This window comes from Candidatus Baltobacteraceae bacterium (assembly GCA_036559195.1).
GTDB lineage: Bacteria > Vulcanimicrobiota > Vulcanimicrobiia > Vulcanimicrobiales > Vulcanimicrobiaceae > JALYTZ01.
Genome location: DATBTN010000057.1, coordinates 83,980 through 99,441, shown reverse-complemented (window position 1 = coordinate 99,441; position 15,462 = coordinate 83,980). Strand labels below are relative to the sequence as shown.

General features: G+C 64.4%; 19 protein-coding genes. 7 read left to right on the top strand and 12 right to left on the bottom strand.

Features of this window, described 5'->3' with window-relative positions:
* Positions 1 to 2 precede the first annotated feature (2 nt).
* Genes VIG32_08640 through VIG32_08620 form a run of 5 tightly spaced genes read right to left on the bottom strand, consistent with a single transcriptional unit; the run spans position 3 to position 4,084 of the window.
* Positions 3 to 440, bottom strand: coding sequence for a hotdog fold domain-containing protein (locus VIG32_08640; protein HEY8298072.1), 438 nt, complete (start codon positions 438 to 440; stop codon positions 3 to 5).
* A complete protein-coding gene (locus tag VIG32_08635) occupies positions 440 to 1,165 on the bottom strand; it encodes a metallophosphoesterase family protein (protein ID HEY8298071.1) in 726 nt (241 codons plus the stop codon). Before VIG32_08635 ends, VIG32_08640 begins: the two co-directional genes overlap by 1 nt.
* On the bottom strand, positions 1,162 to 2,295 hold the full coding sequence (locus VIG32_08630; GenBank protein ID HEY8298070.1) for an aminotransferase class I/II-fold pyridoxal phosphate-dependent enzyme: 1,134 nt from the start codon (positions 2,293 to 2,295) through the stop codon (positions 1,162 to 1,164). The genes VIG32_08635 and VIG32_08630 overlap by 4 nt, the downstream gene beginning before the upstream one ends.
* Positions 2,295 to 2,831 carry a BON domain-containing protein gene (locus tag VIG32_08625; protein HEY8298069.1) on the bottom strand — a complete coding sequence of 179 codons (537 nt, stop codon included), beginning with the start codon at positions 2,829 to 2,831 and terminating at the stop codon, positions 2,295 to 2,297. The genes VIG32_08630 and VIG32_08625 overlap by 1 nt, the downstream gene beginning before the upstream one ends.
* On the bottom strand, positions 2,831 to 4,084 hold the full coding sequence (locus VIG32_08620) for a molybdopterin molybdotransferase MoeA (protein ID HEY8298068.1): 1,254 nt from the start codon (positions 4,082 to 4,084) through the stop codon (positions 2,831 to 2,833). Before VIG32_08620 ends, VIG32_08625 begins: the two co-directional genes overlap by 1 nt.
* Before the next feature lie 17 nt (positions 4,085 to 4,101).
* On the opposite strand from VIG32_08620, the gene serS reads away from it, so the two are divergent.
* On the top strand, positions 4,102 to 5,385 hold the full coding sequence (serS, locus tag VIG32_08615) for a serine--tRNA ligase (protein HEY8298067.1): 1,284 nt from the start codon (positions 4,102 to 4,104) through the stop codon (positions 5,383 to 5,385).
* Here the strand turns inward: serS and VIG32_08610 are convergent.
* Positions 5,382 to 5,726: a hypothetical protein gene (locus VIG32_08610; GenBank protein HEY8298066.1), complete on the bottom strand. Its 345-nt coding sequence runs from the start codon at positions 5,724 to 5,726 to the stop codon at positions 5,382 to 5,384. The two genes, serS and VIG32_08610, sit on opposite strands and share 4 nt — an antisense overlap.
* Before the next feature lie 13 nt (positions 5,727 to 5,739).
* Entirely contained in the window at positions 5,740 to 6,666 is a 927-nt protein-coding gene (locus VIG32_08605; protein HEY8298065.1) for a DUF2249 domain-containing protein, read from the bottom strand.
* Between the two features lie 86 nt (positions 6,667 to 6,752).
* Here VIG32_08605 and VIG32_08600 point away from each other — a divergent pair, with 86 nt between their 5' ends.
* Positions 6,753 to 7,148, top strand: coding sequence for a hypothetical protein (locus VIG32_08600; protein HEY8298064.1), 396 nt, complete (start codon positions 6,753 to 6,755; stop codon positions 7,146 to 7,148).
* Position 7,149: 1 nt separating this feature from the next.
* Here the strand turns inward: VIG32_08600 and VIG32_08595 are convergent, their stop codons facing one another.
* Positions 7,150 to 7,680 carry a cytochrome c gene (locus tag VIG32_08595; GenBank protein ID HEY8298063.1) on the bottom strand — a complete coding sequence of 177 codons (531 nt, stop codon included), beginning with the start codon at positions 7,678 to 7,680 and terminating at the stop codon, positions 7,150 to 7,152.
* A gap of 195 nt (positions 7,681 to 7,875) precedes the next feature.
* Here VIG32_08595 and VIG32_08590 point away from each other — a divergent pair, with 195 nt between their 5' ends.
* The 3 genes from VIG32_08590 to VIG32_08580 all read left to right on the top strand — a co-directional run bounded on the left by VIG32_08590 (position 7,876) and on the right by VIG32_08580 (position 10,730).
* The gene (locus VIG32_08590) at positions 7,876 to 9,033 is read left to right on the top strand and encodes a DEAD/DEAH box helicase (GenBank protein HEY8298062.1); all 1,158 of its coding nucleotides are present in this window, start codon (positions 7,876 to 7,878) and stop codon (positions 9,031 to 9,033) included.
* Positions 9,034 to 9,065: 32 nt separating this feature from the next.
* A complete protein-coding gene (locus VIG32_08585) occupies positions 9,066 to 10,247 on the top strand; it encodes a DEAD/DEAH box helicase (GenBank protein ID HEY8298061.1) in 1,182 nt (393 codons plus the stop codon).
* 123 nt (positions 10,248 to 10,370) lie between these two features.
* The gene (locus tag VIG32_08580; protein HEY8298060.1) at positions 10,371 to 10,730 is read left to right on the top strand and encodes an STAS domain-containing protein; all 360 of its coding nucleotides are present in this window, start codon (positions 10,371 to 10,373) and stop codon (positions 10,728 to 10,730) included.
* Here VIG32_08580 and VIG32_08575 read toward each other — a convergent pair.
* Positions 10,693 to 10,965: a hypothetical protein gene (locus VIG32_08575; protein ID HEY8298059.1), complete on the bottom strand. Its 273-nt coding sequence runs from the start codon at positions 10,963 to 10,965 to the stop codon at positions 10,693 to 10,695. The two genes, VIG32_08580 and VIG32_08575, sit on opposite strands and share 38 nt — an antisense overlap.
* Before the next feature lie 77 nt (positions 10,966 to 11,042).
* On the opposite strand from VIG32_08575, the gene VIG32_08570 reads away from it, so the two are divergent.
* Positions 11,043 to 12,575, top strand: coding sequence for a cation:proton antiporter (locus VIG32_08570; protein HEY8298058.1), 1,533 nt, complete (start codon positions 11,043 to 11,045; stop codon positions 12,573 to 12,575).
* A complete protein-coding gene (locus VIG32_08565; protein HEY8298057.1) occupies positions 12,565 to 13,656 on the top strand; it encodes a nitronate monooxygenase in 1,092 nt (363 codons plus the stop codon). Before VIG32_08570 ends, VIG32_08565 begins: the two co-directional genes overlap by 11 nt.
* On the opposite strand, the gene VIG32_08560 is transcribed toward VIG32_08565, so the two are convergent.
* The 3 genes from VIG32_08560 to VIG32_08550 all read right to left on the bottom strand — a co-directional run bounded on the left by VIG32_08560 (position 13,603) and on the right by VIG32_08550 (position 15,390).
* Positions 13,603 to 14,808: a YcaO-like family protein gene (locus VIG32_08560; protein ID HEY8298056.1), complete on the bottom strand. Its 1,206-nt coding sequence runs from the start codon at positions 14,806 to 14,808 to the stop codon at positions 13,603 to 13,605. The genes VIG32_08565 and VIG32_08560 overlap by 54 nt on opposite strands.
* Positions 14,805 to 15,122, bottom strand: coding sequence for a hypothetical protein (locus VIG32_08555; protein HEY8298055.1), 318 nt, complete (start codon positions 15,120 to 15,122; stop codon positions 14,805 to 14,807). The genes VIG32_08560 and VIG32_08555 overlap by 4 nt, the downstream gene beginning before the upstream one ends.
* A gap of 133 nt (positions 15,123 to 15,255) precedes the next feature.
* Positions 15,256 to 15,390, bottom strand: coding sequence for a hypothetical protein (locus tag VIG32_08550; protein HEY8298054.1), 135 nt, complete (start codon positions 15,388 to 15,390; stop codon positions 15,256 to 15,258).
* Between the last annotated feature and the right edge of the window lie 72 nt (positions 15,391 to 15,462).

Genomic DNA, 15,462 nt, shown 5'->3' with positions numbered 1-15,462 from the left:
TCTTAGGAGTTTGCCGCAGGATTACGGCGATCGGCAATCGCTTCGATCGGACCCATCGAAACGAAGCTGCCCTCGCCTTCGACCAAGAGCGTCCCGCGCGAATCGCGTACGCGAGCGACCAGGCCGAGGACGTTTCGGCGCGTCCACACGACCCCGCCCGTGATTTCGAGCGGTTCACCCACCGGGATCGGTTTGCGAAACCGCGCGTTCATGCTGGCGGTCACCCCCCGATGACCGGCGGCCCCGGCGGCGTGCGCCATCGCTTCGTCGAGCAGCGCCATCGCGATGCCCCCGTGCGCGATCCCTTTCCAGCCTTGAAAATCCGGGCCGAGCGAGATCCGCGCGCGCACGCCCGCATCAGCGTCGGGCTCGAACCGCAGGTGCAGGCCGATCGGATTGTCGGGGCCGCAGGCGAAACAATGTCCGTCATCGAGCGGCATCAACGGCCGATCTCTAATCGTCGAGCGAGCGCCGGGGGTAATTCGACTTCGCGCATCTTCGCTTGAACGGCCTCGATCGAATAATCGTACCGGATCCAGCGCGCGATCCTGGCATCGGAATCGTAACGCACGAAGCTGGCTTGAGGATTGAGATCGCGCGGCTGCCCGATACTTCCAACGTCGATGATGTAACGCTTGTCCGCTTCGAGCTGCAGTTCGCCGCCGTGCTGCATGTGCGCGTGCGAAATGCTCCCGTCGGGTTCGAGACAATAATACTCGGCGATATGCGTGTGACCGACGAACACGATCGGCGCGTCGGTCCGCTCGAACGCTTTGGCCGCCGTACGTTTATCGAGAATGTACTCGAAATAGTTGACCGGTGCGCCGTGCACCAGCAAAAATTCCGGCTGACGGATCTCGTACCCCAAGCCGTTGAGCCATTCGATATTCGCTTTGTCGATGACGCCCTGCGTCCAATGGATCGCCGCTTTGGCCGCATCGTTGAAGTATTCGACGCCGAAGTTATCGATCGCCGCGACGTCGTGGTTGCCGAGGATGGTCAGACTCGCGCGCTCGCGGATCAGCTCGACACATTCGTTCGGGTTCGGGCCGTACCCGACCGTATCGCCCAAACAGAGTATCCGATCGCCCTCTTCGACAAGGGCGAACGCCGCTCGCAGCGATTCGAGATTCCCGTGAATGTCGGAGAAGATCGCGTACTTCACGAATCGATCTCCGCGAGCGTCGCCCGCAGACGCGTGGCGAACTCCCGGCGTTCGTCCGGGGTTCCAACGCTGACTCGTACGAATCGATCGAGCGGAGCGGCCCCGGGCTTACGGATGAAGACGCCGCGTTTTATCAACTCGTTCATCACCGTCGTCGCGCGCGCGTTGTCCTCGAAGTCGATGCAGACGAAATTCGCGCGCGATTCGAGGTAGGGGCGGCCGAGCGATCGTGCGATGGCGTAGTAATCCGCCCGCCCGGCGGCAACGTCGGTTACGACGCGCATCCGAAACGATTCGTCGGCGAGCGAGGCGAGCGCGCCGATTTGCGCGTTACGATTGACGCCGTAATGAAGGCGGATCTTTTGAAACGTTCGCACGTTGCGCGCGTTCGCGAGCGCATACCCGATGCGCGCGCCGGCCATGCCGTAGGCCTTTGAAAACGTGCGCGCCCGCAGAATCCGGGCGTGCGTAAAATTCGGCAGCAGCTCGTCGTCATCCACGAAATCCGCATACGCCTCGTCCAAGAACAACAGCGACTCGCGCGGAAGACCTTCGAAGAGCCGCAGCACGTCCGCCGGCGGAAGCAGCGTGCCGCTCGGATTATCCGGATTCGCGAGGTAGACGATCGCCGGTTTGCGAGCGCGGGCCGTCGCGATCAGCGCATCGACGTCGACGCGGCCGTCGGCAGCGTAGTCGACGGTAGCGAGGGTGCCGCCGAAACCGGTCACGTGGTAGTTGAAGGTGGGATAGGTTCCGCGGGTCGTCAGCGCGAGCGCGCCCGGGGCCAGAAACGCGCGCACCGCTAAGCCCATGATGTCGTCGATGCCCGAACCGACGCTGACGTTCTCGATCGCGCACCCGTGCTTGACCGCCAAAGCCGCGCGCAAGTCGTACGATTCCGGGTCGCCATACCAGCACAGACGCGGCAACTCCGCGGTCATCGCGGCCACGGCGCGAGGCGACGGTCCGAACGCGCTTTCGTTGGCACCCAAGCGCAAGAGCGCGCCGTGGCCGCCTTCGCGCATCAACTGCTCGGGGCCAACGAAGGGCGTCGTAAGCGGAATCGCTTCGATGTGCGGCGCGGCGAGAAACTCCTCGTCGTTCGCCGGCGGCTTGGCGGAAACGGACACTACGGTTTGACCTCGATATTATCCACGACTCGTTTCACCCCGTTCAGTTTGCGCACCGCCGCAAGCATCGTCGCTTTGACGGACGACGAATCGACGGTGCCGTTCAACGTGACGACACCGCCGCGAACGCTAGGTTTGACGTGGAAGGCGTTGACCCCGGTTTGCGCGGCCAAGGCTCCGGTCACTTTCGCCGCGAGCGCGGCATCGTCGACCGATTCCTGGGCGCCGTGGAGGTGCGGATCGACCGTCAGGTCGTTGGTAACCGAGCTCACGCCGTCTATTCCGCGAGCGGCACCGGCGTACTGGTTGCGCTCGGAAACAGAGCGAGCCTGACCGCTCAGCGTCACGGCCCCGTTTCGAACCGCGACGTGCACGTTTGTCGAGGCGTCCAGATCGATCGAGGTGAGTTTCGAGCTAACCCCCGTGGCGATGAGGGCATCTTGGGCCGTGCCCTGCGCCTGCCGCTGCTGGGCGGCCGAACACGCGCACAAGAGTGCGAGAACTGCGATTGGGGCGAGGCGGACGATCCGCAACATTACGTTCCTCCGGCTGAAAACCGCGTGGCGCGTATCGGGGCGCCGGCGGGTAGGGATGATACCGCTTCGTCGAAGACGCTAAAGCCATCGGCGCGCGCGAGCAGGCTGACCGAACCCGAAGCGACGGCGGTCGCCCGGATCAGCGGCGGATCCGCCCGGTCGTCGATGGTGACCGGCACGAACCACGTCCAGCCCGGCCGCTTCTCGAAGGGCGCGGCCAGCACCCCGTAGACCGTCGCGGGCGGAGGCAGCGCCCCAACGAGTGCGCCGACGATCGGGGCCGCGACGGCGGTCAGGATCGTCAACGCCGAGACCGGGTTACCGGGCAAACCAATGATCGGCTTGCCGTTGACCGCCCCGAGAACCGTGGGTTTGCCGGGCTTCACGCGCAGCCCGTGAACGATGACCCCCGGATCGCCGAGGGCGTCGATCGTCGCCGGCGTGAGATCGCGCGCGCCGACCGACGACCCTCCGGTCAGCACGACGCCGTCGGCCCGCTCGAGCCCCTCGCGCAGGGCCATTTCGTAGGCCTCGCGATCGTCTGGGACGATCGGAAGATGGAGCACGCGTGCCCCGAGCAGTTCGAGGGCCGCCCCAATCGCCCATCGATTGGAATCCCGCACCTGGCCGGCTTCCGGTTGACGGTGCGGCTCGATCAGTTCGTCGCCGCTGGAGAGCACGGCAAAGACCGGCCGGCGGAAGACCGGCACGTCGACCACCCCGAGCGTCGCCAGCACGCCTAGCTCCGCGGCCGCAATGATGCGCCCCGGTTCCAGCTGCGTCTCGCCCGCACGCATGTCGGCGCCGGCCGGAACGACGCAATCGCCGCTGCGAATCCGCCCGTCGATCGAGACCCGATCGCCTTCGACGCGCGCGTCCTCGATCGGCACGACCGCATCGGCGCCGGCGGGGAGGATCCCGCCGGTTGGGATGCGCAGCGCGCTTTCGGCGTGCAGACGCGCCGGCCAGGTGCCGCCCATGCGGATCTCGCCGGCTATCGTAAACGTTCCCGGTGCGCGCGCCGAGGCGATCGCAAACCCATCCATCGACGAGCGCCCGGCGATCGGATAATCCCGGTCGGCAACGATGCGCTCGGCCAGCACGCGTCCGCGCGCGTCGGCCAAGGGCACGCGTTCGCGGCGCGGCGCGGCGAGCTTCGCGCGAGCGAAATACGCGACTAACGCCTGCTCCGGCGCGAGTAAACGATCGACGTCGAATCCGCCTCCGGGTAGGAGTGCGTTTGTACCTCGCATAATGCGGCGCTTCTCCAATGTTAGATATTGTCGTCGTTCGCCGTGACCCCGAACGCGTAAAACGCTCGGCGCAGCGTCGCGGACTCGACCCGTCGTTCGTTGACGAAGTTCTGCGCTTGGATGCGGAGTACCGCTCGAACTTGAGCGAAGTCGAGGCGGCAAAAGCCGAAAAAAATCGCCTTTCCTCCACCATCGGCAAAGCCGCCGATCGGGCGGCGATCGCGGCACAGCTTCGACCCCAGCTCGACGATCTTTCCGCGCGCATCGATAGCGCCGACGTTCGCGCGAGGGCGCTCGCGCCGGACTCGCCGGATTCCCCGTTGCGCGCGCTGCTCGCGGAGTCGCCGAATCTGCTCGACGATTCGGTTCCCGACGGCACGAGCGAACGCGACAACGCGGTGGTCCGAAGCGTCGGCGTGCCGGCCGTCTTTGACTTCACCCCGAAACCGCACTGGGAGATCGGCGAAGCGCTCGGAATCCTCGATTTCGAACGCGCGACGAAACTCTCCGGCAGCCGCTTCTCCGTGCTTATGGGCAACGGCGCGCGACTCTCGCGCGCGATCGCGCAGTTCTTCCTCGATCGGGCGCACGCCGCGGGCTATACGGAGGTGGCTCCGCCGCTCTTGGTTTCCCGCGCGACGATGTGGTCGACGGGGCAGCTCACCAAGTTTTCCGACGCGATGTTCCAGGATCAGGACGCGGATCTCTTTCTCATTCCAACGGCCGAGGTTCCGCTCACCGCCCTTCACGGCGACGAGATATTGAATGCCGATTCGCTGCCGCGAAAATATGCGGCCTACACGCCGTGCTTTCGCAAGGAGGCGGGCGCCGCCGGCAAAGACACGCGCGGGCTCGTGCGCCAACATCAATTCGAAAAAGTCGAACTGGTGTGGCTCGCGCTGCCCGAACGATCGGCTGAGGCCCTCGAAGAACTCACGCGCAATGCCGAAGCCTTGCTGCGCGAACTCGAATTGCCGTATCGCGTGCTCTCGCTTTGTTCCGCCGACGTTAGTTTCAACGCGGCCAAGACCTACGATCTTGAAGTCTGGCTCCCAAGCGCTCGAACCTATCGCGAGATCAGTTCGTGCTCCAACTGCACGGATTTCCAGGCGCGGCGCGGCGCGATCCGATTTCGACGCGATGCGAAGAGTAAACCGGAGCTTCTCCACACGCTTAACGGATCCGGCCTTGCCATCGGACGCACGTTACTTGCGGTACTCGAAAACTATCAGCAAGCCGACGGGAGCGTCCGCGTGCCCTCCGCGCTCCAAAAATACCTCGAGACCGACACGCTGCGTTAATCGTTCGTCAGATACTCGGCGAGCCGATCGACGTAATCGGATCGCACGCGAGCCTGCGGCTGCGCTCCGCGGCGACTCTCGATGCGAGCGCGCGTGCGTTGGGCATCGAGGGGATCGAGCGAACAGGTGAGGCGCTCTGAAAACGTCAGCCCGAACGTCGCCTCCACCGTGCCGGCCGCTCGATCGCTTTCGCGAACGACGCCGCCCAACACGCGTTCGATCCCATCGACGCATCGATCGAAGGCCGCGTCGTAAGCGCGCGGAACCTCGACGACGCGCGACGGGCGCAGCGACGCGCCCGACGGTTTCTCGATTCGCAGCCACTTCAAAATAAAACTCATCGCTCGCGGGCGATCACGGGTCGTTCACGATCTCCAAGAGTTTCGAGCGATCCAAATAGCGGATGTGTCCGCGTTCGCGTCTGAGCGCGCCCCGCGCTTCGAGTTCGGCGATCGCTCGGGCGGCGACTTCTTTGACGGTGCCGGCCGAAGCCGCCAATTGCGCTTGCGTCATCTGCGCGAGCGGAGCGAGCGAAGGTACGAGCCCTCGTTCCGCAACGGCATACGAGAGCAGCGACGCGGCGACGCGCACCACGATCGGCTGTGCCGACTGCGCGCCCAAATCTTCGGCCAGCATCCGAAGCCGTTGAGCGCAGCACTCGCCGATGGCGAGGAGTAACGCCGGTTCCTGGCGCGCGATCTCTCGCACGACGGCCCGCGGAACGAGCACGTAACGCGCGATCTTCGAGAGCGCGACGATACGGCCGGTGGTGTGGCCTTCATCGAAAAAGAGCGCTTCCCCGAACGCCTCGTATGGAAAAATTTCGTGCAGCAGGCGTTCGCGCCCGCCGCTGCCCGAGGTAAGTGCGAGCACGCCTTCGCGTACGATACCGATCGCCGGAAAATCGGTATCCTCGCCGGCGACGACGTCGTTTTTACGCGCGGTGCGCTCGATCGCGGCGGCCGCGAGCACGTTCCTCGATCGATCGTCCAGCATCGAAAAAACAAACGAGCGGCGCAAGAGCGATTGCATTGCGGTCTCGGCGAGATCCGCTTCGAGGCGCGTCAGCGTGAAGTGCCATTCGCGTTCGCCGACCCGGCGATAGTGCCAGCGAGCTTGCTTGGGTCGCATCTGGTCGATGCGCGTCATCAACGCGCGCGGATCGTTGTTGGTAACGAACGTGAGCATCTGCCCTTCGGCGAGAGCGTCGAACGCATCGTACATCGCGACGCTGCGGTCCCAAATCGGAAACGGGCGCAGATCGATCCGTTGGTCACTCATGAACACAGCCAAGCGTTCTGTATGTAAACCGCAGTTTCATTTCGCGTGGAACCGTTACCGCTCGCGCGCGGTAGTAAGAAGCAGACATGAACAAGTACACCCTTCAAACATTGGTCGCCGCTGCGCTCCTAGCCGGCGCCCCGGCCGGAGTAGCCGCATCGCCCTCGAACGCCGCGACCTATTACACGACCCAGTTCGTACAACTATACGGTTCTCCCGGTCCCTATAGCGGAACGCTCCAACTGCGGATATCGCCCGATAACATCATCAGCGGCTACTACCGCGCCGAAGACGGCCAGGGGCCCTTCGTCACCGTTACCGGCGGCCGCAGCGGCAAAGATATCTGGCTCGATATCGGTCCGAACGGCGCGATCCAGATTCGCGGAAGTCTCGAACGCGGCAAGATTGTCGGTACGGCGATCGACGAAACCGCGACCGAGTATCGCTTCACGGCCACCCCGGAAGACCACCCGCTCCTCTAAACTACGGCGTCCTCATCGCTTGCCACGCGCGCTCCGGCACGGGTGGCAAGCGATCCATTTGCTTCAAAAATAACGACATCTGCCAGATCTGCGCGTCGCTGAGCGTGGACCCAAACGCCGGCATGCCGGTCAAGCGAATTCCGTGCTTGATTTTCCAAAACGTCTCGCCGCCGGGATCGTCTTCGACGCCGTGCTTGCCGCCGAGCTGCGGCGGCTTTTGGTAGAGACCCTTTGCGATCTTCGTCTCGCTCTTGACGCCGCCGGCGGTTCCGTGACAGACGGCGCAGTTTTCGCCGTAAAGTTTGATGCCCGCAAGCAGGTTGCGATCGCTTGCCGCGAGCGGGATCGCGGCCGGCGTCGCGGCGCGCCGTACGCTCGCGCGCAGCGACGTTTTCGCCGCCCATTCTTCGAATTTGCCCGGTTTGGCATCGGCGTTGGCCGGAACGAGCGTGCCGGTGACGATCCCCGCGTATCCGGCGAGCAGCACGATTGCGACCGTGACCGTTACGCCGGCGATAAAACCTCGTAACATCGCGATATCGTACCATCTCATGCCTGAGGAAGGCCTTAGGGACGCGTGGCCGACCCCTCCTGCGACTCTTCCATTTGACTCCGGAGGGGAAGCCGTGCAATACTGAGGGCCACCCTGCGCGATCTTTCGAAATGCGATCGAGCCGCGCTCTCCTTCGAAAGATCGTCCATTATCAGTACGTTTGACGAACTCGGCTTGCAGCCGGAGTTGCTTCGCGCCGTGCGCGACCTTAAATTCACCGAACCCACCCAGATTCAACAACTCTCCATTCCGCCGGCGCTCGAAGGCCGCGACGTCTTGGCCAGCGCCGAGACCGGCAGCGGTAAATCGGCCGCTTTCGGACTTCCGCTTCTCCAGGCACTGATGGACCAGCCGCGCGGAACGACGCGCGCGCTGATTCTAGCGCCGACGCGAGAGCTCGCCGAGCAGATCGCCCAACACCTCACCGAGCTCGCTAAATATACGACGGTGACGGTCGCGGCCGTCTACGGCGGGGTCGGTTTCGGCCCGCAGGTAACCGCATTCAAACGCGGCACCGACATCGTCGTGGCCACGCCGGGGCGGTTACTCGACCACGTGCAGCGCGGCACGGCCAAACTCGATCGCGTTTCGATGCTCGTGCTCGACGAAGCCGACCGCATGCTCGACATGGGCTTTTTGCCGGCGGTCCGCAAGATCATCACGCGCGTGGCAACGCAGCGCCAGACCTTCTTTTTCTCGGCAACGCTGCCGGCGGCGATCTCGGCGCTGATCCGCGACATGCTCGATAACCCGGTGCGCGTAGAGCTCGCGGCCAAAGCGTCGCCCGTCGACGGCCTGACCCAAACGCTCTACGCGGTCGCGCAAGATAAAAAGACCGATCTGCTCCTGGAATTGCTCAAGGACAACACGATTTTTTCCGCCATCGCTTTCACGCGCACGAAAGCGCGCGCGGACCGGCTGGCGGCGACGCTCGAAAAGCATCGGATCCCCACCGAGCTGATCCACGGCGATCGCTCGCAATCGCAGCGTACTCGCGCGCTCGAAAACTTTAAGCGCGGAAAGTATCGCGTTTTGGTCGCGACCGACATCGCCGCACGCGGCATCGATATCGCCGAACTCGGTCACGTGGTCAATTACGACGTACCGCACGCCGCCGAAGACTACATGCATCGCATCGGCCGCACGGCGCGCGCGAAGGCAACCGGCGATGCGATCACGTTCGTTTCGGCCGACGAAGAACCGCTGATCAAACAGATCGAGTACGCGCTGGGCAAGCCGCTCGTTCGCACGAAGAATCCGCTCTCTCCCGAAGCGAGCATCGAAGCGCCCAAACCCCAAGTCGTCTATCGCTCGCGACCGCGACGCCGCTAGTCCGACTCCCACGTACGTTCACGAAAGACACGATCATCAACAGTTTTGACACACTCGGTCTGCACCCGGCGCTGCTGCGCGCGGTACGCGACCTCCACTACACCGAACCCACTCCGGTTCAAACCGCGGCGATCCCGCCCGCGCTCGAAGGGCGCGACGTGCTCGCGAGCGCGGCGACCGGCAGCGGCAAGTCCGCAGCGTTCGGCCTGCCGATCCTCAACGCGCTAATCGATCTGCCGCGCGGCAAAACGCGCGCGCTGATTCTCGCTCCGACGCGCGAACTCGCCGCGCAGATCGCGACGCATCTCGGCGAACTCGCGCGCCATACGAAGATTCGGGTCAGCGCCGTCTACGGCGGCGTGGGCTTCGGCAAACAGGCTGGCGCCTTCGCACGCGGGGACGATATCATCGTCGCGACCCCGGGACGCCTGCTCGATCACGTCACGCAGGGAACGGCGAAACTCGGCGAGGTCTCGCTCTTCGTTCTCGACGAAGGCGACCGGATGCTCGATATGGGTTTCCTGCCCGTCGTGCGGCGTATAGCCAAACTCGTCTCCGCCAAACGCCAGACGCTCTTCTTCTCCGCCACGATTCCGCCGGCAATCGCCGCCCTGACCCGCGAGATGCTCCGCGACCCGGTGCGAGTCAATCTCGCGCCGACGAACTCGGCGGTCGATGGGCTCACTCAAACGGTCTATTCCATCGATCAGTTGCGCAAGACCGATTTGCTCGTCGAACTGCTCAAAGATAGCTCGATCGGCAGCGCGATAGCGTTTACGCGAACGAAAGCGCGCGCCAATCGCCTAGCCGCGGCGCTCGCCAAACACAACGTCGCTTCGGAGCGCATTCACGGGGATCGCTCGCAAGCGCAGCGCACGCAAGCCCTCGATGGATTCAAACGCGGAAAATACCGCGTTCTGGTTGCGACGGACATCGCCGCGCGCGGCATCGACATCGCCGAACTCGGCCACGTCGTCAACTACGACGTTCCGATGATTCCAGAAGATTACGTTCACCGCATCGGCCGCACCGCGCGCGCGAAACGCACCGGCGACGCGATCACGTTCGTCTCCGCCGAAGAAGAGTCGCTCTTCGCACAGATCGAACGATCGCTCGGCAAACGGCTCGATCGCTCGAAGAATCCGGAACTTCCGGAGTTCGTAGCCAAACAAGCTCCGCGTTTGGTAACCTATACCCCTCGCCGCCGCCGCTAGCCGCCCCGGACTACCCCGACCACGGGTGCACGGGCGGCGGTTTTGGCGTATACTTTAACCCATGAAGACCGTTTCGCAGCTTTTGCGTTGCGCGTTTTTGGTACCAATTCGGAACAGAGACCTATGCAAGATCCACTCGCGGCCAATGACGATTTGATTTTCGTTCTGCGATTGTCCGGCGAATACGATCTCACTCGGCGCGAAGAATTGCGGTTGCGGTTGCGCGAAGCGCCGTTTACCGAACGGGCGACGCTCGACATGCGCGACGTAACCTTTATGGACGCGACCGCGCTTACCGAACTGATCCGGCTCAAAGAACGCCTGACCGGACCGGCCGTCGTTCGGATGATCCAGGTGCAACCGAACGTCCGCCGCCTACTGCGGATAACCGGTCTCGACAAACGCTTCGAAATCCACGATGCGTTACTCTCGCCCGCACCGGAGGTTATCGCCACGACTCCTGTCCGTCATCAACGCGGCTAGGCGAAAGGTGCGAAGCGACATCGCGGTAGAGATGCCGCATCGCTTCCACGATCAGCGATCCGACGCGGAAAACGCCGTCGCCGGAGAGGCGCAGCCCCATCCACGGCGTCCCGGCGTGCCGCTGTACGAGAAGATACGCTCCGCTGCCTAGCGCGTAGATCGCGAATTGATCCGATTGCGCGATCGGCTCTTTACCGTCTACGCTCGCGGGGTCGATCGCTCCAATAAAATCCATGTGAGCCCTCTGCGAAAAAATGCGGCGTCGCATCATTGTACCAAGAAATTCTGCGTTTGAAGAGAAGCGCCGACTTCATGGGTTTTCCGCCACATCCCGCAACGCTGTCCGTAGAATTCGGCACCGTCCTGGTACTGGGCGCCGCGTTGCTCGCGCGCATCCTGCTCCGCCGATTCGGGGTGCCGTCGATCATTACGCTGCTGGCTTGCGGTTTGGCCGCCGGCCCCAGCGGGATCGGCTGGCTCCGCCTAGATTTGACCCAGCCCGGAGCGCGCGCGCTGCTCTCGCTCGCGGTCGTCGTCGTTCTTTTCGAGGCAACGCTGCGAATCGATTTGCGCCACATGCCGAAGGCGACGATCGGACTTTTGGCCATCGTCGGCCCGGCGCTCACGCTTGCGGCATTACCGAGCGTGGGACGCCACTTCGGCCTGACGCCGCTGGTAGCGATTATGGTGGCCGCGGTCTGCGTGGTCACCGGACCGACCGTTACGGGACCGCTGCTCGCGCGGCTGCGGCTGCGGGTCTTGCTCTCGCACCTCCTCGAAACCGAAGGGCTCGTGCTCGACGCCATCGGCGTCATCATCGCGGCCGCCGTTTTCGCTTCGTTTACGACGCGTCCCGGTGCGCCGTTCGTCACCGGATTACACGCGACGTTGCGCATCGGGACGGGTCTCGTCGTGGGCCTGGCATTAGGCATCTTGGGCAGGCAAACGATCGGCCTCGCGACGCGCTCGTCGAGCGACATCAGCAAAATCTACGTCCTGCTTTTGGGCTTTGGTGCGTACGCGCTGGCGGAATATCTTTCGCACGAGAGCGGCCTAGTGGCCGTAGTCGTCTGCGGCATGATCGTGGAGCTAAAGGCGATTCCGCACGAACGTTTGCTGCGCTCGTTCAAAGAGGACCTCTCGATGCTCGCGCTTTCGACCGTTTTCGTTCTGCTTGCGTCGCAGATCGAGATCGCGAAACTCGGCGCGCTCGTCCTGCCATCCGCGGCAATCGTCGGCGTATTGATCGCCTTTCGCATCGTGACCGTGCTGCTCGCAACGACGAGCGGCCGCTACTCGTGGCCCGAACGATTGCTGATGATGACGATCTTCCCCCGCGGTATCGTCGCCGTATCGCTCGCAACCTATTACGCGACCCAGTTGCCTGCCTGGGGCTTGCGCGGCGGCGGCGTTCTCGCGGGCGTACTCTTTCTTATCATCATGATCACGATCGTCGTTTCCACCGCCGCGGCGATCGCGGTGACGCGTATCTTCGGCTTGGCTATGCCCTCGCTCATTATCGCCGGCATCTCGCCGCTCACCCTCGATGCCGCCCGCCGGCTCATCGACCGCGGCCACCGCGCGCTGCTGGTCGATCGGGACGAGAGTGCCGTCGCATTCGCGCGCGCCAACGATGTAGAGGCCGAGATCGCGGAGGACGGCGGCCGAATCGTCTCGCTGGTGCGCGAGCGCAACGCCCGCTACGTGGTATTCGCTCCTTCCGAACGGTGGCCGGACGCGCACGTACGTATGCCGTCTACCGTCGAAATGTACGAGTTCGGCGCGCACGGACCGCGCTATCCGCGTTTCGATCCGGAACACATCGGGGCGTCGCATGCGACGTGATTTCGAAGCGCTGCTGGGAATCGAACACCCTATCGTCCAGGCGCCGATGGCCGGCGGCGCGACGACGGTCGAGCTCGTAGCGGCCGTTTCGCAGAGCGGAGCTCTGGGGTCGTTCGGCGCCGCGTCTATGACGCCGCAGCAGATTCTCGATGCGGCGGCGGCGGTGCGCGAGCGCACGGAGAAACCGTTTGCGTTCAATCTCTTCTCGCCGTTGCCCGATCCGCCGGACGCGGACCTCACGGCGATGATCGAACTGCTTTCGCACTATCACGCCGAACTCGGAATGCCCGCCCCGAGCGTGCCGCCAGTGTATTCGTCGCGCGCCGCGTTCGATGCGCAACTCGATGCGGTTATCGAGTCCGGCGCACCGATTTTTAGTTTCACCTTCGGCATTGTGCCGCCGGCGGCGCTGCAGAGATTGCGATCGCGCGGAATCCGTACGATCGGAACCGCTACGACCGTGGCGGAGGCGCGTGCCCTCGAAGATGCCGGCGTCGATGCCATCGTCGCGCAAGGCAGCGAGGCGGGCGGCCATCGCGGCACGTTTTTAGGGCCGTTCGAATCCGCGATGATCGGCACGCTCGCGCTCGTACCGCAGATCGTCGACGCGGTCTCGGTTGCGGTCATCGCTTCCGGCGGCATCATGGACGGGCGGGGAATCGTCGCGTCACGCGTATTGGGCGCGGCCGGCGCGCAATTAGGGACGGCGTTTCTGACGTGTGACGAATCGGGTCTTCCGCAAGCGTACAAAGACGCGATTCTCGCCGCGTCCGAGGACGGCACGGCGATCACGCGCGCGTTCTCCGGGCGCCCGGCTCGCGGTCTGGTCAATCGGGCGATGCGCGAGATCGAAGCCTCGGGTGCGATCGCGCCCTATCCGATGCAGAACGCCTTGACTCGAGCGATGCGCGCGAAAGCCGGGGCCGATGGCCGTACCGACTATCTCTCGCTTTGGTCCGGCCAGGCGCCGCGCCTCGCCCGCCGCCAATCCGCAGCCGCACTGGTACGGCGTCTGGTCGCGGAGAGTCTACGCGCCCGCAACGACGTGCTTGGCGAGGGAGCCGATTCTGCCGTCGATTAGCGTCGTCTCCAATTCGGGCACGATCGCGCGCACGACCGCGTAGCCGCCATCCGGCGGCGAAAGGTCTACCACCACGATTCGGGCGGCCAGCCGCTTCACGGCGGCGATGAGTCTGCGCGTTTCGCCGGCTATATCCGGACCGCTCGAATCTTCGAGCGCACCCAGATCGACCGGCGACGTCGGTCCGTCGAAGTACCAGCGTCCATACGCGGGGGCGCGCCCGCGACGCGTGTGCTCCGAGAACGATCCTCGTTCGTCACCTGCGCGCAGAATATTTTCGCGCGCCGCTTGGGTGTCGGCCACCCGCGCCTGCATGGCCTCGGTGATCGCCCGCACCGCCGCATCGGCAGGGCACCATGCGGCGCCCAACCCCGTGTGAGCGCGTTCGATCCCCGTCTCGCTTTCGCGCACGGTCGCGCACATTGCAAGCGGCAGACCGTGAGCCCGCATCACCACCACGCGCAGCGTCAGGCCTGCCGCCCGAATACGCAGCGCGAGGTCATCGACTCGCTCGTCGCCGCACGGCAAGACCAACTCGTCAACCGGATCGTCGACGAAGGCGAGATCGCACCGTAAGGACGCGCGCAGAATCCGCTTCGGACGCAGGTGCGCTCCGGCGTGCGTGAGCGCCCAAAGATGCCGTTCGAGAAGTTCGAGCAACGCGCGGCGAATCGCATCGATTTTCGAAAAAGCGGCCGCCAGTCCGTTCGTATGCGTGGTCGCGAACGCGGGAAGGCCGCGCCACGGCATCTGCACGAGTGCGGTGGGGACGAAAACCGTTTCGCCGTTCGCAACGTCCAGGCCGCGGACGAACGGCATCTCGACGCCCGCGTAGCCGGAGCGCAGGCCGGCGGCGCGCAGATCGAGACCGCCTTCGATCGCATCCGGTCTCATCGTACGCTGCGCTAATTCGCAGCGCGCCGCCGTCTGGCGCTCGACGGCCTCCATCACCGCTCCGACGAGCGCCTCATCGCGGGTGCGGCCCCGCCCGTTATACACGCTCACGTCGTCGGGCGAGTTGGGAACGATCGCGCTCATCATCGGGACGCACGCTCGATCCAAACGAGTGGTCTCGCAAACGCGCGTAATGTCAAATCGCCGCCGAAGTTCCGGCAGGCGCGCCAGCGCCTCGTCGAGAGCGCGCGAACTCACTCCCGCGTCTGAGCGTGAAACCCGTCGACGTACGGCCCGATCGACTCCGCCGCACCGGGTGCGACGCTCTCCAGATGCCGGCGGAAGTCTTGCAGATGTTCGCCCGCGTAGCGGCAGATCGATGCGGCGTCGTCCTCGCTAAAAGCGGCCTTTGGCTGCAGATGCCGCCCGAGCGCAGTCGCGAGCTTCTTGTGGTAGTCCGGCGCATCGTGATCGCCGGCGGCGTTGACGTCGTCGCGAACGCGCTTATCGAGCAGCATCGCGCCGACGTAGTTCTGCGCGTAGTCGCGCACTTGATCCGATGTTAAGGGCATGCGTAGAACCCTCCGTCATCTCGCCTATGACGCCGCCCCGGCGCACTCCTATGCGGCCGCTACGGAAGAGGATCATCGCACCAAAGCGGACGGGACGTAAGTCCGATGCCACCCCGTCCGCAAGTCCTTCCGATCAAAGCTTCGGGCCCCATCCCGGAAAGAGTCCCGATCCAGCGGCGCCGGCCCGATGAACGAGATGCGTGCGAAGGTCGTCCGGCTGTGCGATCCGTTCGCTGGTCTGCTCTTTGCGATTCAACTTCAGTTCCACGGTGATCTCCTACAACGATTGGTGTTCGATGGAGCTAGCGTAGCAAACGCGGCGTCCTTGGCCCGTCGCGTT